This window comes from Homoserinibacter sp. GY 40078 (genome assembly GCF_008017545.1).
GTDB lineage: Bacteria > Actinomycetota > Actinomycetes > Actinomycetales > Microbacteriaceae > Homoserinibacter.
Window position 1 is genome coordinate 1,238,414 of sequence record NZ_VRTZ01000001.1, and the last position, 22,124, is coordinate 1,260,537.

Below are 22,124 nucleotides of genomic sequence, written 5' to 3' on the forward strand. Positions count from 1 at the left end.
TTGAAACGATTCACTATCGGCAACAGTAGGACGTGGCGCGACGGAGGTCAAGTCGTCCGTTCGGCTAACCTGGCCAGATCGCGCCCGACGGATCGGAAGGAACTCGATGGCCGTCTCGATCCGCGACGTCGCCGAGCTCGCCGACGTCTCCGTCGGCACCGTCTCGAACGTGCTCAACCGACCCGAGCGCGTCTCGGAGGCCGTGGTTGCCCGCGTACACGACGCGATCCGCGAGCTCGGCTACGTGCGCAACGACGCCGCACGCCAGCTGCGCGCGGGACGCTCCAGCTCGGTGGGACTCGTCGTGCTCGACGCCCGCAACCCGTTCTTCACCGACATCGCGCGGGGCGCCGGCGACGAGGCATCCGCGCACGGGGTGTCGGTGCTCCTCGGAGACAGCGACCAGAACCTCGAACGCGAAGCCGCCTACCTCGATCTCTTCGAGGAGCAGCGCGTGCGCGGGGTGCTGGTGTCGCCGCTCGGCGACGAGGGCGAGCGGCTCGAGCGGCTGCGCGCGCACGGCACTCCGGTCGTGCTCGTGGACCGCCGAGCGGACGGCGGGGTGCTCAGCTCGGTCTCGGTGGATGACGTGGCCGGCGGCCGGATCGCCGTCGAGCACCTGCTCGACCTCGGGCGCCGGCGGGTGGCGTTCGTTGCGGGCCCGCTCGGCATCCGCCAGGTCGGGGATCGACTGGCGGGGGCGCGTGAGGCCGTGGGAGCCGTGCCGGATGCGCGGTTGGAGGTGCTCGAAGGTGCGTCGCTCTCGGTGTTCGAGGGGCGCCGGATCGGCGAGCAGCTGCTGGCCCGCGATGCCGCCGAACGCCCGGATGCGGTGTTCGCCGCGAACGACCTGCTCGCCGTGGGGCTGCTGCAGGCGCTCGTGATGGCGGGCGGGCTGCGAGTGCCGGACGACATCGCGATCGTCGGCTTCGACGACATCGACTTCGCGGAGGCGACGATCGTGGCGCTCAGCTCCGTGCGTCAGCCGAGTCGCCTCATCGGGCAGACGGCGCTGCGCATCCTCCTCGAGGAGGCCGACGACCCGACTCTCGCGCCGCGCCAGGTGGTCTTCCAGCCCGAGCTCATCACCCGAGCCTCTTCTCGTCCTCTGCGCTAGACATGTCTCCGGCGCGAGAGACACCGCCGCGCGGGTGTCCGAGGCGCTCTAGACATGTCTATGGCAGACGACGTCACGACGTCGCACGGTGGGTTTCCAGGAACTCGTAGACCTCTCGGTCGTCGACCCCGGGGTAGGTGCCGGATGGCAGCGGGCTGAAGATGTGCGCGTGCACCTTCGCGCTCGTCCAAGCCTTGCCGGCCCAGTGCGACTCGAGCTCGCTCGGGGCACGACGGCAGCAGCTCGCATCCGGGCATCGTGACTGCTCTCGCCGTGTCTCCTCACGCCCCCGGAACCACTTCGACTCCGCGAACGGCACCCCTACCGTGATCGAGAACTCGTCGCTCGCGCCCGTGCCGGTCTGGCTCGACTCGAAGAACGTGCCCTCGGGCGTGTCGGTGTACTGGTAGAACTCGGTCGTCCGGTTGATCCGCGTGAACGCCGTGCGCGCCGCCCAGAACCGGCACACGATCTGCCCCTCCACGCCACCGGTCACATCCGTCGGCAGCCGCAGCCCGTCGTTCTCGTACGCCTTCGCGACCGAGCCGTCGCCGCCGACCCGCAGGAAGTGCACCCGCATGTCGAGGTGCGCGGTCGCGAGGTTCGTGAAACGCAGAGCGGCCGCCTCGTGGGTCACCCCGAACGCGTCGCGGAAATCCTCGATCGCGATGTCGTGGTCGGCCTTCGCCTGCGTGAGATGCCGCACCGCCTGCGCCCGCGGCATGAGGCACGCGGCCGCGAAGTAGTTGATCTCGAGCCGCTGCTGCAGGAACTCCGCGTAGTCGCGCGGGGCCCGGTGGCCGAGCAGGCGATGGGCGATCGCCTGCAGCGCCATCGAGCGGAGGCCGTGCCCGCCCGGGATCGACGCCGGCGGCAGATAGATCCGCCCGTTCTCGAGATCGGTGACCGAGCGTGCCGAGTGCGGCAGATCGTGCACGTGCACGAGCTCGAATCCGAGCCGTTGGGCCATGACGGCGACCATGCGGTGCGTCACGGCCCCGCGCTCGTATCCGACCTCGGCCATCACCCGCTCGGCGAGCTCCTCGATCTCGGGCAGGTGGTTGTCACGCTCGCGCATCCGGGCCCGTAGCTCGGTGTTCGCTCGACGCGCCTCCTCGGGAGTCGCGATCGCCTCGCGCGAGCGGCGGTCGAGTTCGCGGTGCAGCCCCACGATCGCGGTGAGCACCTCGTCGGGCATGCCGCGGCCGGGCCGCAGCACGGGGAGGCCGAGCTCCGCGTAGAGGGCGCCGGACTGCGCCCGTTCGAGCTCGATCTCGAGCGCGGCCCGCGGCGAGGGAGGGGCGTCGTCTAGCAATTCGGAGAGGGGTACGCCGAGGCGCTCGGCGAGCTGGGTGAGCAGTGAGAGGCGCGGCTCGCGCCGGCCGTTCTCGAGCAGCGACAGCTGGCTGGTCGATACCCCGATCGCCTCGCCCAGCTCGCCGAGGGTGAGGTCGGCGGCGGTGCGGAAATGACGGATGCGCTGCCCCAGCGTCGCGAGATCGGCCATGAATCAACGCTACGTCAAGATCAGCGGAAATTTCCGCGGTGTTCGCCAATCTGTGCCTCTTCTGCGCGCCAGAGTGGAAATCAGAACTGATCTTCACGGAGGTTCCCATGACTGTCACCGCCCCGCCATCGGCGCGCCCCGCATCCGCATCCGCGACGCCCGCCGCGCCCGCGCCCGCAACGCCCGCCGCACCCGCGCTCGCCGAGTGGGTCGCCGAATACGCCGAGTTGCTCCAGCCCGACGAAGTCGTGTGGGTCGACGGATCGCGGGCTCAGCTCGACGGGATCCTCACGCGGATGGTCGACGAGGGGCGCCTCATCCGCCTCAACGCGGAGCACCGCCCCTACAGCTTCCTCGCGCGCAGCGACCTCGACGACGTGGCCCGGGTCGAGTCGCGCACCTTCGTCTGCTCCGAGCACGAGGCGGATGCCGGCCCCACGAACAACTGGCGCGAGCCGACCGCGATGCGCGCCGAGCTCCGCGATCTGTTCCGCGGGGCGATGCGTGGACGCACGCTCTACGTCGTGCCGTTCTCCATGGGGCCTGTCGGCGGATCGCTCTCGCGACTCGGCGTCGAACTCACCGACTCGGCGTATGTCGTCGCGAGCATGTCGGTGATGACGCGCGTCGGCGACGCCGTTCGGCAGCTGATCGACGCTGGCGCTCCGTGGGTGCGGGCCGTGCACAGCGTCGGCGCGCCGCTCGAGCCGGGCGACGCGGATGTCGCATGGCCGTCGAACCCCGTGAAGTACATCTGCCACTTCCCCGAGACGCGCGAGATCGCGTCGTTCGGGTCGGCTTACGGCGGCAACGCCATCCTCGCGAAGAAGTCGTTCGCTCTCCGGATCGCGTCGGCGATGGCTCGCGACGAGGGGTGGCTCGCCGAGCACATGCTCCTGCTGCGGGTGACAGACCCGCGTGGCAGGCGCTTCCACATCGCCGCCGCCTTCCCGTCCGCCTGCGGCAAGACGAACTTCGCGATGCTGCGGTCGACGCTTCCGGGCTGGACGGTCGAGACCCTCGGCGACGACATCGCCTGGCTCGCGCCCGGGCCGGATGGGCGCCTCCGCGCGATCAACCCGGAGGCCGGATTCTTCGGCGTGGCGCCGGGCACCGGCTACGACACCAACCCCACTGCGATCGACACGCTGTGGGGCAACACCATCTTCACGAACGTCGCGCTGCGTCCGGACGGGGACGTGTGGTGGGAGGGGCTGACGGCGACGCCGCCGGATGGCCTCACCGATTGGCGGGGCGAGGCGTGGTCGCCGGACTCCGGGCTGCCCGCCGCGCACCCGAACGCGCGGTTCACGGTCGCCGCGGGGCAGTGTCCCTCGATCGCCGCCGACTGGGAGGACCCGGCGGGAGTGCCGATCGACGCGATCATCTTCGGAGGGCGCCGGGCGACGGGCGTCCCGCTCGTCGTGGAGGCGCGCGACTGGGAGCACGGCGTGTTCCTGGGGGCGACGATCGCATCCGAGCGGACGGCGGCGGCGGAGGGGGCGGTCGGCGAGCTGCGCCGTGATCCCTTCGCGATGCTCCCGTTCTGCGGGTACAACATGGGCGACTACTTCGCGCACTGGCTCGACATCGGAACGGCGCTGCGTCGCACCGGGGGAGTGCCGGCCGTCTACCAGGTGAACTGGTTCCGCAAGGACGCCGACGGCTCGTACCTCTGGCCCGGATTCGGCGAGAACGGCCGCGTGCTCGCCTGGATCGTCGAGCGGATCGCGGGGGAGGCACCCGCCGTCGACACCCCGCTCGGCCGTGTGCCGTCGGTCTCGGGGATCGACCACCGCGCCGCGGGGGTGACAGACGCCGAATGGGCAGAGCTCTTCCGCATCGACCCCGCCGCGCATCTCGCGGAGGCGGACGACACCGAGCGGTTCTTCGGGCGCTTCGGTGATCGCCTCCCCGCCGCCATGACCCGCCAGTTGGACGCACTCCGCGCCCGGCTGGAGCAGCAGATCGACAGAAAGGCCGTCGCGTGAGCTTCGTGCAAGGAACCGCCGTACCCGACCGCAACCTCGCGCTGGAGTTGGTGAGGGCGACCGAGGCGGCGGCGATCCGCGCATCCGCGTTCGTGGGGCTCGGCGACAAGATCGCCGCTGACGGCGCCGCGGTGGATGCCATGCGGGCGTTCCTCGGCACGGTCGCGTTCCGCGGCACGGTCGTGATCGGCGAGGGCGAGAAAGACCGCGCCCCGATGCTGTTCAACGGGGAGGTCGTGGGCACGGGGGATGGGCCGGAGTGCGACATCGCAGTCGATCCGATCGACGGCACATCGCTCACCGCCGCGGGGCGCTCGAACGCGATCTCGATGATCGCGGCGTCGGATCGCGGCACGATGCTCGACGCGTCGAGCGTGTTCTACATGGAGAAGATCGTGACCGGACCGGCGGGGATCGGCGTGGTCGATATCCGCCGCCCGGTCGCTGAGAACCTGCGCGCGCTCGCGGATGCGTCGGGCAAGCGGGTCGGCGACCTCGCGGTCGGCGTGCTCGACCGGCCGCGGCACGAGGGGCTCGTGGCCGACATTCGCGCGGCGGGTGCCGGAGTGCGGTTGCTGCTCGACGGGGATGTCGCGGGTGGGATCGCGGCGGCCTCGGCGGACGGCGGGCTCGACATGTGCGTCGGCGTAGGCGGCAGCCCGGAGGGTGTGGCGACGGCGTGCGCGGTGAAGGCGCTCGGCGGGCTGATCCAGGGGCGGCTGATGCCGCAGGATGACGCGGAGCGCGAGCGCGGTGCCGCGGCCGGTCTGCTGTTCGACCACGTGTACGAGGCCGACGACCTCGTCGCGGGCGACAACACCTTCTTCGTCGCGACCGGGATCACCGACGGGGCGTTGCTCGACGGCGTGCGCAAGCTCGGTCCGGTGATCCGTACGGAGTCGATCGTGGTGCGCGGCGCCTCCGGCACCATGCGCCGCATCACCGCCGACTACCGAGCCCACCGCTGGGAGTAGCCCCCGCGTCCCCCTCCCTCCCTCCCTCCCCCCCTCCCCCTGAGGGGTCGCAAACTGCGCGAGACACGGCGTGTTGAGCGCAGTTTGCGACCCCTCAAGGGGAAAGGGGGATTGTTAGACAATCTGGTAGGGTCGGCGGGTGAGCTCAGGGGAGACAGGGTCGTCGGGCGTCCTTCCGGATGCCGTGGTCGCGACCCTGCGCGACGCGATCCTGGGAGGCCGCATCGCCCCCGGCGCGCCCGTGACCGAGGCGTTCGTCTCGCGCGAGTTCGACATGGCGCGTCCCACGGCCCGCATCGGCATCGACCGTCTCGTCGCCGCCGGGCTCCTCACCCGCGAGCCCCACCACGCCGCCCGCGTTCCGCGCCTCGGCGCCTCCGACATCACCGACCTCTTCGCCGCGCGCGCCGCCCTCGAAGCCGCCGCCGTCGAACTGCTCGCCGCCGAGGCGAACATCCCGCCGAACGCCCAGCGTGCCCACGACGCGCTCGCCGCCCTCGCGCCGGATGCCGCCTACGCACCCGCCGACATCGCGTTCCACCGCGCGCTCGTCGAAGGCGCTCCGTCCACCCGGCTGCCTCGCCTGCACGGTCTGCTCATGGGTGAGATCGAGCTCGCCATCGCGCAGGTCGAGGCGCACCGTCTGCGCTCGGTCGCCGAGGTCGCCGACGAGCACGGCCGCATCCTCGCCGCCATCGCGGCCGGCGACGCGGTCGACGCGGCCCGGCTCGCCCGCACCCACGTCCTCGCCTCGCGCGACCGCCTGCTCGCGCACATCGACTCCGCCCACGAAAGGTGACCCGCATGGTCCAGCGTCAGTTCCCCCGCCCGGCCGAGCTCTTCGAGCTCATGAAGTTCAAGAAGCCGGAACTCGATGCGAAGAAGCGCCGCCTCCAGGGCGCCCTCACGATCGCCGACCTGCGCGACATCGCCAAGCGCCGCACCCCGAAGGCGGCCTTCGACTACACGGATGGCGCGGCCGAGGGCGAGCTCTCGCTGGCCCGTGCGCGCCAGGCGTTCGAGGATGTCGAATTCAGCCCCCGGATCCTGCGCCCCGCCGCCGAGGTCGACACCAGCTCCACGATCCTCGGCGGCCCGAGCGCGTACCCGTTCGCGATCGCGCCCACCGGATTCACGCGCCTCATGCAGACCGAGGGCGAGGTCGCCGGCGCGGGCGCGGCGGGTGCGGCCGGCATCCCGTTCACGCTGTCGACCCTCGGCACGACCTCGATCGAGGGGGTGAAGGCGGCGAACCCGGATGGCCGCAACTGGTTCCAGCTCTACGTCATGCGGCAGCGCGAGATCTCGTACGGTCTCGTCGAGCGCGCCGCGGCGGCGGGATTCGACACCCTCCAGTTCACCGTCGACACCCCGGTCGCGGGTGCGCGCCTGCGCGACAAGCGCAACGGGTTCTCGATTCCTCCCCAGCTCACGGCCGGCACGATCGTCAATGCGATCCCGCGTCCGTGGTGGTGGTTCGACTTCCTCACGACCCCGAAGCTCGAGTTCGCCTCGCTGCAGTCCACGGGCGGCACGGTGGGCGAGCTGCTCGACGCGGCCATGGATCCGACGATCTCGTTCGACGACCTCGACGTCATCCGCGGCATGTGGCCCGGCAAGATCGTGATCAAGGGCGTGCAGAACGTCGACGATGCGAAGGCGCTCGCCGCGGCGGGCGTCGACGGCATCATCCTCTCCAACCACGGAGGCCGTCAGCTCGACCGCGCGCCCATCCCGTTCCACCTGCTGCCGGATGTGGTGCGCGAGGTCGGCGCGGATGTCGAGATCGGTGTCGACACCGGCATCATGAACGGCGCCGATATCGTTGCCTCGGTCGCGCTCGGCGCGAAGTTCACGATGATCGGCCGGGCCTACCTGTACGGCCTGATGGCGGGTGGGCGAGCGGGCGTCGACCGCACGATCGAGATCCTCACGGGCGAGCTCGTGCGCACCATGAAGCTCCTCGGGGCGTCGTCGCTGGCCGAGCTGGAACCGGCGCACGTGACGCAGCTGCAGCGGCTCGTGCCGCGCGCGGCAGGCTGACCCGCACGCACTGCACCGCACCGCACGTCCAGCGGGCGAACGAGGGATTCCCCGGAGCCACCAAGGAACCGCCAGGGTTCTCATGAGCCCGCCGTGGCGGGATGGGATCGTCACACCCGTCCCGACCCGGAGGAATCCATGGACGCCTTGCTGCTCATCGCCGCCGACCTCGTCGCGATCACGTCGCTCGTGCTCGGCCTGTACGTGCCGAGGCACCGTCGTCGCGATCTCGTCGTCGCGTTCCTCACGGTGAACGTCGGCGTGCTCGCTGTCTCGATCGTGCTGGGATCCTCGGCGGCGGGGCTCGGTATCGGGCTCGGACTGTTCGGCGTGCTGTCGATCATCCGATTGCGGTCCTCCGAGATCGAGCAGCACGAGGTCGCGTACTACTTCGCCTCGCTCGCGCTCGGGCTCGTGGCGGGTCTGGGGTCCGCGGCGCCTCTCGTGTCGCTCGGGCTGATGGCGCTGATCGTCGCGGTGCTCGCACTCGGCGACAGCCGCCTCCTGCTCCGCCGCTATCGGCAGCAGGTCGTGCGACTCGATCGCGCCTACACCGACGAGGCCGTCCTGCGCGTCGAGCTGGAGCGGATGCTGGGGGCGCGGGTGCACCGGGTGACGGTGCGTCGACTCGACCTGATCGATGATTCGACCGTCGTCGAGGTCCGCTACGAACTGCCGCGCGAACCGGGCGGGGATCGCATCGCGGATGCCGTCGCCGCCGCCCAATCCCGTGCGTCGCAGGTGGGGGTGCGCTGATGTCCGGAATCCTCGTCCCCGCCGACCTCCCGGGCATCGGGCTCGCGGAGCTGCTGGAGCTCGCCGCGCTGCAGACCCGGATCGACCGCAAGTACGTGCTGCCGCGTGCCGACGCCGAGCGTGTGCTGGCGTCCCTCGACCGCTCGACGCGGGCGCTCGAAGTGGATGGCATCCGCGCCTCCCAGTACGAGTCGCTGTATTTCGACACCGACGACCTCCTGAGCTACCGGATGGCGGCGCTCGGTCGCCGGCGTCGCTTCAAGCTGCGCACCCGCAGCTATCTCGACTCGGGCGCCGCGTACCTCGAGCTGAAGACGAAAGGCGCCCGGAGCGCGACCGTGAAGGAGCGCCTCGAGTACGAGCTGGAGCACCGGGACGAGCTCACGCCCGAAGGCGCGGCGTATGCCGCGGCGCCGCTCGGGGAACTCGGCGTGCCGGACCCCGACCGGCTGCGGCCGACGCTCGTCACCCGCTATCGCCGCGAGACCCTCTATCTGCCGGGCACGGGAAGCCGCGCCACCGTCGACACCGACCTCGCATGGGAGGACGCCGACGGCGCCCACCTCGAGCTGCCCGGCCTCGCGATCGTCGAGTCGAAGTCGGCGGGCGCCGCATCCGAGCTCGACCGGCTGCTGTGGTCACGCGGCCACCGGCCCGTACGGGTGTCGAAGTTCGGCACGGGTCTCGCGGCCCTCCGGCCCGACCTTCCTTCGCACAAATGGAACCGCGTCCTGCGACGTCACTTCGCAGCGGCCGCTTGATCTCCCGGAAGGAGAACCCCATGACCACACGACGCCCCGCACTCCTGTTCTCGGCTGCGGCTCTTGCCGCGGCCCTCGGCCTCACCGGCTGCGCCGTCGCGGCGACGAGCTCCGGATCCGACTCGACGACGGCAACGGTGACCCAGGTGGTCCCCGACGACCTTTCGGCGGAGGCCGTGCTCGCAGCGAACTCCGACGCCACCACGGTGAACGACGACGAGTGGAGCGCGAGCGACGCGGTGGACATCGCGGCGAGTTCCGACACCGTGACGATCTCGGAGGCCGGTGTGTATCGCCTCTCGGGGGAGTACACGGGTGGCGTGGTGATCGACGCGGGGGAGGATGCGCTGGTCGTGCTGATCCTCGACGGCGCCGACATCGCGGGTGACGGTGGCCCCGGAATCCAGGTGACCTCGGCGGACGACGTGGGCATCTACCTCGCCGACGGCACCACGAACACCGTCACCGATGCGGGCGCCTCCTATGCGGACGACGCGGACTTCCACGCCGCGATCGCCTCGGCCGCCGACCTGACGATCTCGGGCGCGGGGTCGCTCGAGGTCACCGCGGTCGACGACGGCATCTCGACGAGCGACGATCTCGTGATCCTCTCCGGCGCGATCGATGTCACCTCCGGCGACGACGGCCTGCGCGGCCATGACTCGCTGGTCGTCAAGGGTGGCGACATCACCGTCGACGCCTCGGGTGGCGACGCCCTGAAGTCCGACACGGACGACGACGAGACGAAGGGCTGGATCGAGATCGCGGGCGGGACGCTCGACCTCACGACCGGCGACGACGGGCTCGATGCGGCCACCGACATCGTGGTCACGGGAGGCGAGATCAGCATCTCCGCCGCCGACGACGGCATGCACTCCGAGACGATCCTCGTGATCGAGGGTGGCGATGTGACGGTGGCGGGTTCCGAGGAGGGACTCGAGAGCTTCACGATCTCGCTCGCGGGCGGCACGATCGATGTCACGTCGAACGACGACGGAGTGAACGCCTCAGGCGGCGACTCCTCTGGCGGTGGCGGCATGGGCGGCGGAATGGGCGACGGCGGCCAGCTGATCTCGATCTCGGGTGGCGAGGTCGTGATCGACGCGCAAGGCGACGGCCTCGACTCGAACGGATCGCTCGAGATGTCCGGCGGAACCGTCACCGTCTACGGCCCAACGGGTGACGGCAACGGCGCGCTCGACACGAACGGCAGCCTCACGGTTTCGGGCGGGACGCTCGTCGCGATCGGCAGCTCCGGCATGGCCGAGTCTCCCGACACGGATTCGGCGCAGAGCTTCGTGGCGGCGCTCGCGAGCGGATCGGCGGGGCAGCTCGTGCAGGTGGTGGATGCCGATGGCGAGGTCATCGCCGAGGTGACCGCCACGAAGCAGTTCGCGAGCGTCGTGGTGAGCACTCCGGATGTCGTGGGTGGCGCGAGCTACACCGTGCTCGTCGACGGCCAGGAGGCCGGTACCGCAACCTCGGGCGAGGCCCTCGCGGGCGACATGGGCGGTGGCATGGGCGGTGGCGGCATGGACGGCGACGACCGCGGACCGTCCCGCGGATGACCTCGGACGCGCGGGCGCCCGGCGTCCGCGCGTCCGCTGCCCCACACTGGGTGGATGATCTCGACGACGCTCGCCCGCGCTCTGCGCGACGCAGGACTCGTCTGGACCCCCGCATCCGGCGATGCGTTCCAGATCGCGGGTGGTGAGTTCGAGGGCGATGTCTTCACCGTCAGCGACATGACGATCGAGCCGCATCACTACCCGACGGGCACCGTGCTCGGCTTCAACGGCACCACCGAGTGGGCGCTGGACTCGGTCGCCCTCGACGACGCGCTCTGGCTGCCCCGGGAGGAGCAGCTGCGCGAGTTGCTGCGGGGTTCGTTCCGGTTTCTCGAGCGCGAGGCGCTGCCCGAGGGCGGTGTCGTCTACCGGGTGGTGATCGAGCTGGGCGGTGAGGTCCGCGCGTTCGATTCCGACGACGCGACCGAGGCGTACGGCGAGGCGCTGCTCGCGCTCATCCGCGCGGCGTCCTGAGCCGCCGCCCGGACGCGGGCCGTGAAACGGGTCAGTCGACGCCCCCGTCGCCTCCGGCCGCCGCGCGGCTCGTGCTCGGCACCGCAAGATCCTCAACCGGCACCGACTTCGACTGGCCGAGGTACTGGGCCGAGATCGTGCGGTATGACTTCGTGAGGAAGGCGGCCGCCGCAGCGAGCACCATGATGAGACCCGCCACGAGGAACACGAGCGCGATGCCGCGCGCCTCGCCTTCGCCCAGCAGCCAGCCGAGCGCCGCGGAGCCGTCGCTCGACTCGACGTAGGGGATGATCACGAATTCGGCGAGCGGGGCGATGAGGAACGCCGTGATGGGCGCCGCCGCCGACTCGAACGCGGCCGCGAAGCCGAACACGCGGCCCTGCGTCTCGAACGGGACGACCTTCTGGATGATCGTCTGCTCGGACGCCTCGATGGCCGGCACGAGCACCATGTAGAGCCAGATCCCGCCCGCGTAGAGCCACCACCATTCGCGCAACGTGAAGACCGCGCCGATGAGGCCCATCACCATGACGAGCAGCAGCAGGGTGCGGATGGGGTTGCGGCCGAGCCCGAACTTCGCGATCACGAGGCCGCCGATGATGAAGCCGGTGGAGGTCACCCCGAGCACGACCCCCCACAGCTCCACGGGGAAGAGCTCGAGACCGTACGGGTCCATGAGGGCCATGTAGACGCCGCCGATGAAGTTGTTGAACGTCGAGAAGATGATGAGCGCGAACAGCCCGGTCGCCGCGCGGACCGCGGTGATGCTGCCGCGCAGGTCGAGCAGCCCGGTGCGGTTGGGGTCGCGTACGGGCTCGTCTTCCGGGACCCGCAGGAACAGCAGGTGCACGAGGGCGGCGGCGGTGAGCACGAGAGCGATCACGAGAGTCCACCCCATGCCGAGGAGGCCGACCGAGAGCCCGCTGAACACGCTCGTGACCGTGAAGGCGAGCCCCTGCACCGTGCCGACCATGCCGTTCGCGTTGGCGTGACGCTCCTCCGGGACGAGCAGCGTCACGGTCGTCGAGAGCGCGATGTTGCGCATGTTCTCGACCACCGCGCCGATCAGGATGATCACGGTGAAGAACCAGAACGCGGGCCCGCCGATGTCGACGAGCTGCGACTCCGGGTACAGCAGGTAGAGGCCCCCGGCGAGCCCGAACGCGATGAGGGTGACGATGCCCGCGAACACCATGACGCGATGCTTGCGATGCCGGTCGACGATCGTGCCGAACACCATCGAGAACAGCGCGACGAGCAGCATGTACGCGCCGCCGATGATGCCGGTGGCGAGCACCGACCTCGTCTCGAGGTAGACCCAGAAGGTCAGCGCGAACCAGAGGTAGCTCGTGGTCACGTTGGCGATACCCGTGTTGACGAGCACCTGGAAGAAGGTCCGCATCCGGTCAGGGTAGCCGGTACCCACCGACATGTGAACAGTGTCTACTTCTCCTGGGGGCGCTCCTTGCTCGCCCGTCGCACGACCACGACGATCGCCGCCGCAATGGCGCCGAGCAGCAGCAGCCAGGGCAGGCCGATCCCGGCCGCCACCGCGACTCCCGCCCAGAACCCGACGAAGGCGTTCCACCCCACGGCGACCCCTTCGACGAACGAGGAGGGACCCTCGGGCGGCGGCGCGAGACCCTCGGAGCGCAGGTGCAGCGTGATGGTCGACATCGCGATCTGATCGGCGAGCGCGCGCTGCTCGGCCTCGAGCGTCTCCAGCTGGGTCTGGCGATCCGCGATCGCGGTCTCGAGCTTGATGAGATCGGTCGTCTCGGTCGCGTCGGAGAGCCAGTCGGTATACCGCGCGATCGAGGTTCGCAAGGTCCGGATGCGCACCTCGAGGTCGCGCTGCGTCGCGCCCACCTCGACCGCGTCGAACTGCGTCTCATCGACGTCGCCGAGCTCGGCGAGTTGCGCGCGCACCTCCTCGACGGAGTCCGCCGGCACGCGCAGGGTGAGGGTGGCGCTCGCCTCCTCATCGTCGCGCGGTGCGATCTCGTTGCGGGCGTCGACCCGCCCGCCCGCCTCGGTGACGATCGCGGTCGCGTCGGTCGCCGCCTCGATCGGGTCATCGACCGTGATCACGATGCTCCCGGTGATCACGACCGCGCGATCAGCCTCGCCGGGCTCCTCGGCCGAGCCGGCCTCGCCCGTGTCGCCTCCGCTCACGACCTCGCCGTCGGCCGAGTCCACCGCGATGTCGCCACCGCTGCCGTACTGCTGCGCGCTGCATCCGGAGAGCAGAATCGCGGATGCCACGACCGCCACGAGGAGGGCGGAAGAACGTCGAATGTGCCTCATGTCGTCACGGTAGGACCGCGCTCGGGGGTTCCACCACCCAACCTCGATCACGATTCGATCGTCTTCCGATCACGGTCCGATCACGGGCGCCGAGACCGGATGCGCGTGTAGGCACTCCGTTGCGTCGTGTCAAGCCCGTGTCGGCATCCGTCTCGCCGCGATCCAATGAAGAGGACGTACGGCGGATCGGCCGTCGTGCGATTCCTTTCAGAGTCAGAGGAGGACGACATGGGATTCCTGGACCAGGCGAAGGACGCTGCCGAGGCCACCGGTGAGAAGGTCGGCGAGTGGGTCGACGACACCAAGGAGCGCATCTCCGACAAGGCCGACGAGGCCCGAGCCGAGGCTGACGTGAAGAAGGCCGAGGCCGAACGCGACAGCGTCAAGGCGAAGAACGACTACAAGGAGAAGCTGCGCGAGGACTGATCCCGCGGCAGCCCACCACCCCATGCCCCGATACCCTCGGGGCATGGGGTGGTCTCCGTTCCGGCGTGCTCCTCTTCTGCACGTTGCCGACGACCGCGGCTCGGGGCCGGTGGTCGTGTTCATTCACGGCATCGCGTCGTCGTCGATCACCTGGACGAACGTCGTGCCGCTCCTCGAGGGCAGCCACCGGTGCATCCTCATCGATCTGCTGGGCTTCGGGGGTTCGCCGATCCCCGCGGATGCCGAGTTCACCCTGAAGGAGCACGTCGCGGCCCTCGACCGCACGATCCGCAGCCTGCGACTGCGTGAGCCGTTCATCCTCGTGGGGCACTCGATGGGTGGCCTCATCGCGCCCCGTTACGCGGCGCGGCACCGGGGGCGCGTGAGTCGGCTCGTGCTCGTCAGCCCGCCGATCTACCTCGCGCCGGATGCGCTTTCGGACGACCGCGACCGCATGCGCCAAGACTTCTACCTGCGCGCGTACCGCTACATCCGCGAGAACCGCGAGTTCACCCTCCGCAACGGCGGCATCGTGGGCGACCTGCTCGCGATCCCGCGCGCCATGGATATCAACGAACGCACCTGGGTGCCGTTCGTGAAGTCGCTCGAGCACACCATCGAATCGCAGACCGCGATCTCCGATCTGGCGGCGCTGCGGGTGCCCGTGGAGATCCTCTACGGCACGCTCGATGAGTTCGCCTCGCCGGGCGGCATCCGGATCGCGGAGCGGATTCGCGGGGTCTCCGTCACGCGGGTGCGGGCGAGCGATCACCTCATCGGTAAACGACTGGCGAGGGCTGTCGCGGCGGCGGTCGACCGGCCATCCGGGCGGGACTAGGGACCCGGCTAAGCGTTCGCCAGCCTGCTCGCCGGCCCGCTCGCGGGGGCTGGGCGTGTCGAAACCGTGCGCTCTAGGCTGCTCAGCATGCAGCATCGCATCCTCGGCCGCACCGGCCGCGACGTGTCCGTCATCGGTCTCGGCACCTGGCAGCTCGGCGCCGACTGGGGCGAGGTGAGCGAGGGTGACGCGCGCGCCGTGCTCGACGCGAGCCTCGCCGCCGGGGTGACGTTCTACGACACCGCCGACGTCTACGGCGACGGCCGAAGCGAGAGCCTCATCGGCGCGTGGCGCCGCGACCGTCCGGATGCCGAGGTCACGGTGGCCACCAAGATGGGTCGCCGCATGGAGCAGCTCCCCGAGAACTACGTGCTCGAGAACTTCCGCGCCTGGACCGACCGCAGCCGCCGCAACCTGGGCGTCGACACGCTCGATCTCGTGCAACTGCACTGCCCGCCGACCGCCGTGTTCTCCTCCGACGAGGTCTACGACGCCCTCGACACCCTCGTCGCCGACGGCGCGATCGCCGACTACGGGGTGAGTGTCGAGACCGTTGATCAGGCGCTCACCGCGATCGCGCGGCCCCGAGTGGCGAGCGTGCAGATCATCCTCAACGCCTTCCGACTGAAGCCGCTCGACGCGGTGCTCCCCGCGGCGTCGGATGCGGGCGTCGGCATCATCGCGCGGGTTCCTCTCGCGAGCGGGCTGCTCTCGGGCCGGTACACGCACGACACGGCCTTCTCGGCCGACGACCATCGCAGCTACAACCGTCACGGCGAGGCCTTCGACCAGGGTGAGACCTTCTCGGGGGTCGATTACGACGAGGGTGTCGAGGCGGCGCGCGAGTTCTCGGCGCTCGCCGCCGATGCGGGGCTCGCGCCCGCCACCGCGGCCCTTGCTTGGGTTGCCCAGCTGCCGGGCGTCTCGACCGTCATCCCGGGTGCGCGCAATGTGGCGCAGGCGGAAGGCAACGCGGCCGCAGGATCGGTGCCGCCGCTGCCGCAGAGCCTTCTCGACGGGGTCCGCGACATCTACGACCGTCGTTTCCGGGCGGCCGTGCACCCGCGGTGGTGACGCGATGACCCTCTACCGTCGGTTGGGCGGCGCGGATGCCGTGGCTCGCGTCGTGGATCTGCTCTACGACCGGGCACTCGCCGATGAGCTCGTGGGTCCGCTGTTCGCCGGAGTCGACATGGCGCGGTTGCGCGCGCATCAGACGGACTTCCTGATCGCGGCGATCGGCGGGCCGGAGCGCTACGAGGGGGCGGGGCTGCGCGCGGCGCACTCCCACCTGCGCGTCGACGACGCCCGCTTCGATCGGATGGTCCAGCTGCTCGCCGAGGTGCTCGCGGATGCGGGAATCGATCCGGCGCTCGCGGATGACGTGCTGGGCCGCGTCTCTCGCCTACGGGTCGCGGTGGTCGCCTCCGTGTGAGCGGCGGCGGAGGCACGGCCCGCGCGGTTCAGGAGAACAGGTTGCGCACGCCGCGGCGGTAACCGGTGGGGTCGAACCCCGGCAGCAGCGCGGACTGCAGGATGTGTCCCTGCAGCAGGCCGAGCATCGCCGGCGCGGTCGTATGGCCCCACTCTGCGGCGCTCGCGTCGTCGAGGTGGCGGACCTCCGCCGCCCATCGGACGAGGAACTCCGTGACGGTGTCGAGCATCCGCACGAGCACGGTGTCGACGAGCTGCGACATGTCGACTTCGAAGAACGACTCCGACCACAGCTGCACGAGCAGGCGCGAGTCGCGGATCTCGAGTGCGAGCCCGTCCATGACGACGCCGATGAACTCGTCAGGAGTCGGCAGCGGCGGCTGCGCGAGTCGGACCTGGAGCTCGGCGACGCGGTGGCCGATGATCTGCTGCGCTGCCGCGACGACGATGTCCTGTTTGCTATCGAACTGGAGGTAGATCGCCCCTGCCGAGAGCCCGGAGCGCTCGATGATGTCGGCCATCGAGGTGCGGTGGAAGCCCTTCTCGGCGAAGCAGTCGAGCGCGGCGTCGACGATCTGCGCCCGCCGCGACTCTCGATGGGCTTCGGACACCTTGGGCATGGTGCGACTCTAGTCGTTCTGCTATAAAAGAACGAGCGTTCGTTTTTCTTTCTCAGGAGGCCCCATGTCCACCGTCCCGCACACCCCGTGGCCTCGCGCCGTCGGAGTCTCGGTCGCCCTCGCCGTGCTCATCGGGGTCGTGGTCGCCGCGTTCTCGTGGACTGCCGTGACATCCGAGGTGAAGAACCTCCCCGTCGCGCTCGTGGCTCCTGAGGCGATGTCCGAGCAGCTCGCGACCGCCCTCGACGAGAAGGCGCCGGGCGCCTTCGACCTCGTCGCTGCGGACGACCGTGCCGACGCCGTCCGGCTCATCGAGAGCCGCGAGGTGTACGGCGCGATCGTGGTCGGCGACGAGCCCGAGGTGCTGACCGCATCCGCGGCGGGTGCCGCTGCCGCCCAGCTTCTCGACGGCCTCGCCGACCCGCTGCAGGCGCAACTCCAGGCGGCCGTCGATGCGCAGGCCGCCGCCACGGGCGCGCCCGCACCGACCGTGACCGTCGCCGTCACGGATGTCGTGCCGTTCGTCGACACCGACCCGCGCGGCGCGGGCCTCGCGGCGGCATCGTTCCCGCTCGTGCTCGGCGGCATGCTCGGCGGCATAGCTCTCACCATCGCGCTCGTCGGCGTCTGGCGTCGGGTTGTGGCGCTCGCCGTGTACTCCCTCGCGGCAGGGTTCGTCGCGGCGGCCGTGCTGCAGCTGTGGTTCGGTGTGCTGCCCGGCGACTACCTCGTGAACTCGCTCGCCTACAGCCTTGCCTTCGCCGCGATCGGCGCCCCGCTCGTCGGGCTCGCCTCGCTCGTGGGTCGTCCGGGTCTCGCGATCGGGCCCGTGCTGTTCATGTTGTTCGCGAACCCCATCTCCGCCTCCACGCAGCCCGTGGAGTTCCTCCTCGAGCCGTGGGGCGCGATCGGTCAGTGGTTCCCGCCGGGGGCGGCGTCCACCCTCGTCCGCGACCTTGCCTACTTCCCCGCGGCGGACGCGACCTTCCCGTGGCTCGTGCTGGCGGCGTGGGCGCTCGGCGGCCTGGTGCTCGCGGTGGTCGGTGGCTTCCGGCAGGCGGGCGGCGCGTCGCGCCGGGCGGTGGAGGAGGCCGAGGAGGCCGAGGGCATCGATCCCGCGGAGGCGGCGTTCATCGCGCGCTGACGCCGCCGCTCAGCTGGGGGTGATCGGCACCGGCTCGGTGTCGGGGATGGGGCTCGCGTCGCGCCCGCGCAGATCGGGGTGCGCGCGACGGAACACCACGGGAACCAGGAATCCGATGAGCGCGAAAGCCGCCGCGGCGACGAATCCGCCATCGGGTCCGTGGTCGTCGATGAGGAAGCCCGCGACCGCCGAGCCGATCGCGGCACCGATGAGCTGGCCGGTGCCGACCCAGCCGTAGGCCTCGGCGGTGTCGGAGAACTTCACGCTCGCCGACACGATCGAGAACATCACGGCGAGAGCGGGCGCGATGCCGAGCCCGGCGATCACGAGGGTTGCCGAGATCGACCAGAACTCGAACGCGAACACCGCGAGCGTCGAGCCGACGAAGACGATGAGCATCCGCCGGGCGAGCGCCCAGGGGCCGATCGGCACGTTGCCGAACGCGAGCCCGCCGGTGAACGACGCGATGGCCCAGATCCCGAGGACCAGACCGGCCTCCGCCCCGCCCTCGCCGAAGGTCGCGACGACCCCCGCCTCGACCGCTGCACACGACCCGACCAGCAGGAATCCGGTGACGGTGGCCAGCAGCACGGGCGGACGGCGCAGCACCACGCCGAAGCGGCGCTTGCTGCGCGGGATGCGCACGCGCCCGAGCTCGGGGGAGGAGATGAACCACGCGCCACCGGCGACCAGGAAGAAAACCGAGAGGAAGATCCCGGCGACCGTGGAGACCTGGATCGCGACGAACGTCACGACCACGGGCCCCGCGATCCAGATGATCTCCTGCGCGGATGCGTCGAGAGAGAACAGGGGCGTGAGCTGCCGCGAGTTCACCATCTTCGGGTAGATCGTGCGCACCGCGGGCTGCACCGGCGGATAGCTGAGGCCGGCGACGAGGCCCGCTGCCATGAAGCCCCACAGTGGCATCGGGGCGAGCGCGATCACGCAGAGGGCGACGGCGCACACCGCTGTCGTGAGGATCAGCACGGGGCGCATGCCCCAGCGGCCCATCCATCGGCTCGTCACGGGGCCGGCGATGGCCTGCCCGACGGAGGTCGCGGCGAGCACGAGACCCGCGGCGCCATAGCTGTGGAAGATGTGCTCGATATGGATGAGGAACCCGAGCGACAGCATTCCGCTCGGGAATCGCGCCACCAGCTGCGCGGTGATGATCCGGGCGACGCCCCGGGTGCGCAGAAGATTCAGGTAGGCGTTCACAGGACCCCCAGTTTAGTGCGGCGACCGCCCCGGCGGCGGTCTGTCGGGGGCCGCACCTAGGGTGTGGAAAGTGGGGATAACAACGGTGAAGTTATACACATCTGTGGACGACACGCCCACTACATCTGGTGTTGGCTCGCCGTCGGTGGCCCGATATATAGTGGTGAGACCTTCCGGCCGGGGAAGCGCAACGGAGCACGAAAACGGCTGGTCGCAGGCCTGTTCACGCGGCCGAATCACTGGGAAGCAAGGGGACCGCGCCATCCGGCGCGAGAGGAGAGGGAACACGTGACAATCACCGTCGTGAAGCGCAACGGGGAGCGCGAACCGTACGACGCCAACAAGATCAACCTGGCGATCGAGCACGCGAGCCGCGGGCTCGACGAGAGCATCACCTGGGTCACCCAGATCGCCTCGGAGCTCGAGCTCACCCTCTTCGACGGCATCACGACCCAGCAGCTCGACGAGGCGGTCATCCAGGTCGCCCTGCAGAACGTGAAGGACGACCCGCAGTTCGACACCGTCGCCGCGCGTCTGCTCCTCAAGACCATCTACAAGCGCGTGCTCGGCGACTACGAGACCGACGACGAGCTCAAGGAGCAGCACCGCCTCCACTTCCGCAGTGCCATCGAGCGCGGGGTCTCGGAGGGTCTGCTCGACTCGCGTTTCCCCGGGCTGTTCGACCTCGACCGCCTCGCGGCGGCACTCGAGCCTTCGCGCGACTCGCTGCTCAAGTACATCGGCGTCGTCACGCTCAACAACCGCTACGGCATCAAGGCCCGCAACGGCGAGCCGCTCGAGGTGCCCCAGTTCTTCTGGATGCGCATCGCGATGGGCCTCACGCTCAACGAGGCCGACCCGACGAGCCACGCGATCGCCTTCTACGACAAGATGTCGAAGCTCGAGTACCTCGCCGCGGGGTCCACCCTCGTGAACGCGGGCACCGCCTTCCCGCAGCTCTCGAACTGCTTCGTCATGGAGATGCACGACGACATCGAGCACATCGCCAAGTCGGTGCGCGACGTCATGTGGCTCACGAAGGGCACGGGCGGCATCGGCCTCTCGGTCACCAAGCTGCGTGCGCAGGGTTCGCCGATCCGCTCGAACAACACCACGAGCACCGGCCCGATCCCGTTCATGCACACGATCGACTCGGTGCTGCGCGCGGTGAGTCGCGGCGGCAAGAAGTTCGGTGCGCTCTGCTTCTACATGGAGAACTGGCACCTCGACTTCCCCGAGTTCCTCGAGCTGCGCAACAACTCGGGCGACCCGTACCGCCGCACCCGCACGGCCAACACGGCCGTGTGGATCTCTGACGAGTTCATGAAGCGCGTGCAGAACGACGGCGACTGGTACCTCTTCGACCCGCTCGAGGTTGCCGACCTCAACGAGCTGTACGGCCAGGAGTTCTCGGACCGCTACGCCGAGTACGTGGCGCAGGCCGAGGCCGGCGAGCTGCGGATGTTCAAGAAGATCTCGGCGCGCGCCCAGTTCAAGGACATCCTGATGTCGCTCCAGACGACGAGCCACCCGTGGCTCACCTGGAAGGACACCATCAACAACCGCGCCCTCAACAACAACACGGGCACGATCCACCTCTCCAACTTGTGCACCGAGATCTGCCTCCCGCAGGACCTCGAAAACATCTCGGTGTGCAATCTTGCCTCGATCAACCTCTCGACCCACCTCAAGGTGGACTCGAACGGTGGGCTCGGTTTCGACTGGGCGCTCATCGAGGATTCCGCGCGCAGCGCCGTGCGCCAGCTCGACAACCTCATCGACATCACCGAGTCGTCGGTGGCGGAGGCCGACCACGCCAACCAGACCAACCGTGCGATCGGACTGGGCGTCATGGGCTTCACCGATGTCGTGGAGCGCCTCGGCTTCTCCTACGAGTCGGAGGAGGCGTACGCGCTCATGGACGAGATCATGGAGCACGTCTCGTACGCCGCGATCGACGAGTCGGCCGACCTCGCCCGCGAGCGCGGTTCCTACGACAACTTCGCGGGGTCCCGCTGGTCGCAGGGTCTCGTGCCGTTCGACTCGATCGAACTCACCGAGAAGGACCGCGGCATCGCGATCACGGTCGACCGCACTATGCGCCTCGACTGGGACCGCCTTCGCGAGAAGGTCAAGGGCGGCATGCGCAACGCGACGCTCATGGCGATCGCGCCCACCGCGTCGATCGGTCTCGTCGCCGGTACGACCCCCGGGCTCGACCCCCAGTTCGCGCAGATCTTCAGCCGCGCGACGAGCAACGGCAAGTTCCTCGAGGTGAACCGCAACCTCGTGCACGACCTGCAGCAGCTCGGCATCTGGGACTCGGTGCGCGAACAGGTGCTGCGCAGCCAGGGCGACGTACAGAACATCGCCGCGATCCCGGACGACATCAAGAAGGTCTACAAGACGAGCTTCCAGCTCTCGCCGTACTCCTTCATCGAGGTCGCCGCCCGCGCGCAGAAGTGGATCGACCAGGCCATCAGCCGCAACATGTACCTCGAGACGCGCGACCTCGGCGACATGATGGACATCTACTACGCGGCATGGGAGAAGGGCGTCAAGACGACCTACTACCTGCACATGAAGCCGCGCCACACGGCCGAGCAGTCGACGGTCAAGGTGAACAAGACCGAGGAGATCGGGCAGGGGGCCAAGCGCGGATTCGGCGCAGCGGCCGCGAGCCCGGCACCTGCCGCGGAGGCGCCCGCCGAGGCGTCGTCCGGCTCCCCGCGTCGTGGATTCGGAGGGCTCACGGCATGAACGGGCACACCGCATCGACCGACGAGTACTACGTTCCCGTCGACCCGATGGACGAACTCCAGTGCGAGAGCTGCCAGTAGCCGACGTACGGTGAAAGAAGTGCGAGGCGGATGGGCTGGCCCCCATCCGCCTCGCTAACCCGGCTGCCGAGCCCGGCAGCCGTCAGTGGTTATCGGAAGGATACAC

At 69.8% G+C, this 22,124-nt stretch carries 20 protein-coding genes; 15 read left to right on the top strand and 5 right to left on the bottom strand.

All coding sequences use genetic code 11. The features are described from left to right. Positions 1-106: 106 nt before the first annotated feature. Complete coding sequence (locus FVQ89_RS05985) at positions 107-1,117, top strand: LacI family DNA-binding transcriptional regulator (protein ID WP_187264925.1); 1,011 nt, start codon at positions 107-109, stop codon at positions 1,115-1,117. 73 nt (positions 1,118-1,190) lie between these two features. Here FVQ89_RS05985 and FVQ89_RS05990 read toward each other — a convergent pair whose 3' ends face one another. Next, complete coding sequence (locus FVQ89_RS05990) at positions 1,191-2,624, bottom strand: helix-turn-helix transcriptional regulator (RefSeq protein WP_147900947.1); 1,434 nt, start codon at positions 2,622-2,624, stop codon at positions 1,191-1,193. 107 nt (positions 2,625-2,731) lie between these two features. On the opposite strand from FVQ89_RS05990, the gene FVQ89_RS05995 reads away from it, so the two are divergent. The 8 genes from FVQ89_RS05995 (at position 2,732) to FVQ89_RS06030 (ending at position 11,191) form a co-directional block, all read left to right on the top strand. Next, complete coding sequence (locus tag FVQ89_RS05995) at positions 2,732-4,615, top strand: phosphoenolpyruvate carboxykinase (GTP) (protein ID WP_147900948.1); 1,884 nt, start codon at positions 2,732-2,734, stop codon at positions 4,613-4,615. Beyond that, positions 4,612-5,589 carry a class II fructose-bisphosphatase gene (gene glpX / locus FVQ89_RS06000; RefSeq protein WP_147900949.1) on the top strand — a complete coding sequence of 326 codons (978 nt, stop codon included), beginning with the start codon at positions 4,612-4,614 and terminating at the stop codon, positions 5,587-5,589. Before FVQ89_RS05995 ends, glpX begins: the two co-directional genes overlap by 4 nt. Before the next feature lie 139 nt (positions 5,590-5,728). Further along, entirely contained in the window at positions 5,729-6,388 is a 660-nt protein-coding gene (locus FVQ89_RS06005; protein ID WP_147900950.1) for a GntR family transcriptional regulator, read from the top strand. A gap of 5 nt (positions 6,389-6,393) precedes the next feature. Continuing rightward, positions 6,394-7,632, top strand: a complete 1,239-nt coding sequence (locus FVQ89_RS06010; protein ID WP_147900951.1) for an alpha-hydroxy acid oxidase — start codon at positions 6,394-6,396, stop codon at positions 7,630-7,632. Positions 7,633-7,770: 138 nt separating this feature from the next. Beyond that, on the top strand, positions 7,771-8,388 hold the full coding sequence (locus FVQ89_RS06015; protein ID WP_147900952.1) for a DUF4956 domain-containing protein: 618 nt from the start codon (positions 7,771-7,773) through the stop codon (positions 8,386-8,388). Continuing rightward, complete coding sequence (locus FVQ89_RS06020) at positions 8,388-9,149, top strand: polyphosphate polymerase domain-containing protein (RefSeq protein ID WP_147900953.1); 762 nt, start codon at positions 8,388-8,390, stop codon at positions 9,147-9,149. The genes FVQ89_RS06015 and FVQ89_RS06020 overlap by 1 nt, the downstream gene beginning before the upstream one ends. Positions 9,150-9,169: 20 nt before the next feature. Then, positions 9,170-10,717, top strand: a complete 1,548-nt coding sequence (locus FVQ89_RS06025) for a carbohydrate-binding domain-containing protein (protein ID WP_187264926.1) — start codon at positions 9,170-9,172, stop codon at positions 10,715-10,717. Positions 10,718-10,771: 54 nt separating this feature from the next. Next, complete coding sequence (locus FVQ89_RS06030; protein WP_147900955.1) at positions 10,772-11,191, top strand: pilus assembly protein CpaE; 420 nt, start codon at positions 10,772-10,774, stop codon at positions 11,189-11,191. A gap of 31 nt (positions 11,192-11,222) precedes the next feature. Here the strand turns inward: FVQ89_RS06030 and FVQ89_RS06035 are convergent, their stop codons facing one another. Both FVQ89_RS06035 and FVQ89_RS06040 read right to left on the bottom strand, forming a co-directional pair. Beyond that, complete coding sequence (locus FVQ89_RS06035; protein ID WP_304599184.1) at positions 11,223-12,623, bottom strand: MFS transporter; 1,401 nt, start codon at positions 12,621-12,623, stop codon at positions 11,223-11,225. An 11-nt stretch (positions 12,624-12,634) separates the two neighbouring features. Next, positions 12,635-13,498, bottom strand: coding sequence for a DUF4349 domain-containing protein (locus tag FVQ89_RS06040; protein WP_147900956.1), 864 nt, complete (start codon positions 13,496-13,498; stop codon positions 12,635-12,637). A 228-nt stretch (positions 13,499-13,726) separates the two neighbouring features. Between FVQ89_RS06040 and FVQ89_RS06045 the strand changes: the two genes are divergently transcribed. The 4 genes from FVQ89_RS06045 to FVQ89_RS06060 all read left to right on the top strand — a co-directional run bounded on the left by FVQ89_RS06045 (position 13,727) and on the right by FVQ89_RS06060 (position 16,197). Continuing rightward, complete coding sequence (locus FVQ89_RS06045) at positions 13,727-13,924, top strand: hypothetical protein (RefSeq protein ID WP_147900957.1); 198 nt, start codon at positions 13,727-13,729, stop codon at positions 13,922-13,924. Between the two features lie 43 nt (positions 13,925-13,967). Continuing rightward, on the top strand, positions 13,968-14,762 hold the full coding sequence (locus FVQ89_RS06050) for an alpha/beta fold hydrolase (RefSeq protein ID WP_222706042.1): 795 nt from the start codon (positions 13,968-13,970) through the stop codon (positions 14,760-14,762). A gap of 87 nt (positions 14,763-14,849) precedes the next feature. Next, positions 14,850-15,836: an aldo/keto reductase gene (locus tag FVQ89_RS06055; protein WP_147900959.1), complete on the top strand. Its 987-nt coding sequence runs from the start codon at positions 14,850-14,852 to the stop codon at positions 15,834-15,836. Between the two features lie 4 nt (positions 15,837-15,840). Further along, the gene (locus tag FVQ89_RS06060; protein WP_147900960.1) at positions 15,841-16,197 is read left to right on the top strand and encodes a group 1 truncated hemoglobin; all 357 of its coding nucleotides are present in this window, start codon (positions 15,841-15,843) and stop codon (positions 16,195-16,197) included. Between the two features lie 28 nt (positions 16,198-16,225). On the opposite strand, the gene FVQ89_RS06065 is transcribed toward FVQ89_RS06060, so the two are convergent. Continuing rightward, the gene (locus tag FVQ89_RS06065) at positions 16,226-16,816 is read right to left on the bottom strand and encodes a TetR/AcrR family transcriptional regulator (protein WP_147900961.1); all 591 of its coding nucleotides are present in this window, start codon (positions 16,814-16,816) and stop codon (positions 16,226-16,228) included. A gap of 64 nt (positions 16,817-16,880) precedes the next feature. Between FVQ89_RS06065 and FVQ89_RS06070 the strand changes: the two genes are divergently transcribed. Beyond that, complete coding sequence (locus FVQ89_RS06070) at positions 16,881-17,960, top strand: ABC transporter permease (protein ID WP_147900962.1); 1,080 nt, start codon at positions 16,881-16,883, stop codon at positions 17,958-17,960. Positions 17,961-17,969: 9 nt separating this feature from the next. Here the strand turns inward: FVQ89_RS06070 and FVQ89_RS06075 are convergent, their stop codons facing one another. Then, a complete protein-coding gene (locus FVQ89_RS06075) occupies positions 17,970-19,178 on the bottom strand; it encodes an MFS transporter (RefSeq protein WP_147900963.1) in 1,209 nt (402 codons plus the stop codon). A gap of 288 nt (positions 19,179-19,466) precedes the next feature. Between FVQ89_RS06075 and FVQ89_RS06080 the strand changes: the two genes are divergently transcribed. Continuing rightward, positions 19,467-21,938: a ribonucleoside-diphosphate reductase subunit alpha gene (locus FVQ89_RS06080; protein WP_187264927.1), complete on the top strand. Its 2,472-nt coding sequence runs from the start codon at positions 19,467-19,469 to the stop codon at positions 21,936-21,938. Positions 21,939-22,124: the final 186 nt, after the last annotated feature.

Excerpts from the sequence above, each read along its gene's own strand:
- FVQ89_RS06070 (WP_147900962.1), top strand. The coding sequence starts at position 16,881 with ATGTCCACCGTCCCGCACACCCCGTGGCCTCGCGCCGTCGGAGTCTCG.
- FVQ89_RS06010 (WP_147900951.1), top strand. The coding sequence starts at position 6,394 with ATGGTCCAGCGTCAGTTCCCCCGCCCGGCCGAGCTCTTCGAGCTCATG.
- FVQ89_RS06050 (WP_222706042.1), top strand. The coding sequence starts at position 13,968 with ATGGGGTGGTCTCCGTTCCGGCGTGCTCCTCTTCTGCACGTTGCCGAC.
- FVQ89_RS06065 (WP_147900961.1), bottom strand. The coding sequence starts at position 16,816 with ATGCCCAAGGTGTCCGAAGCCCATCGAGAGTCGCGGCGGGCGCAGATC.
- FVQ89_RS06060 (WP_147900960.1), top strand. The coding sequence starts at position 15,841 with ATGACCCTCTACCGTCGGTTGGGCGGCGCGGATGCCGTGGCTCGCGTC.
- FVQ89_RS06025 (WP_187264926.1), top strand. The coding sequence starts at position 9,170 with ATGACCACACGACGCCCCGCACTCCTGTTCTCGGCTGCGGCTCTTGCC.
- FVQ89_RS06040 (WP_147900956.1), bottom strand. The coding sequence starts at position 13,498 with ATGAGGCACATTCGACGTTCTTCCGCCCTCCTCGTGGCGGTCGTGGCA.
- FVQ89_RS06045 (WP_147900957.1), top strand. The coding sequence starts at position 13,727 with ATGGGATTCCTGGACCAGGCGAAGGACGCTGCCGAGGCCACCGGTGAG.
- FVQ89_RS05990 (WP_147900947.1), bottom strand. The coding sequence starts at position 2,624 with ATGGCCGATCTCGCGACGCTGGGGCAGCGCATCCGTCATTTCCGCACC.
- FVQ89_RS05995 (WP_147900948.1), top strand. The coding sequence starts at position 2,732 with ATGACTGTCACCGCCCCGCCATCGGCGCGCCCCGCATCCGCATCCGCG.
- FVQ89_RS06055 (WP_147900959.1), top strand. The coding sequence starts at position 14,850 with ATGCAGCATCGCATCCTCGGCCGCACCGGCCGCGACGTGTCCGTCATC.
- FVQ89_RS06035 (WP_304599184.1), bottom strand. The coding sequence starts at position 12,623 with ATGTCGGTGGGTACCGGCTACCCTGACCGGATGCGGACCTTCTTCCAG.
- FVQ89_RS05985 (WP_187264925.1), top strand. The coding sequence starts at position 107 with ATGGCCGTCTCGATCCGCGACGTCGCCGAGCTCGCCGACGTCTCCGTC.
- FVQ89_RS06020 (WP_147900953.1), top strand. The coding sequence starts at position 8,388 with ATGTCCGGAATCCTCGTCCCCGCCGACCTCCCGGGCATCGGGCTCGCG.
- FVQ89_RS06015 (WP_147900952.1), top strand. The coding sequence starts at position 7,771 with ATGGACGCCTTGCTGCTCATCGCCGCCGACCTCGTCGCGATCACGTCG.
- FVQ89_RS06030 (WP_147900955.1), top strand. The coding sequence starts at position 10,772 with ATGATCTCGACGACGCTCGCCCGCGCTCTGCGCGACGCAGGACTCGTC.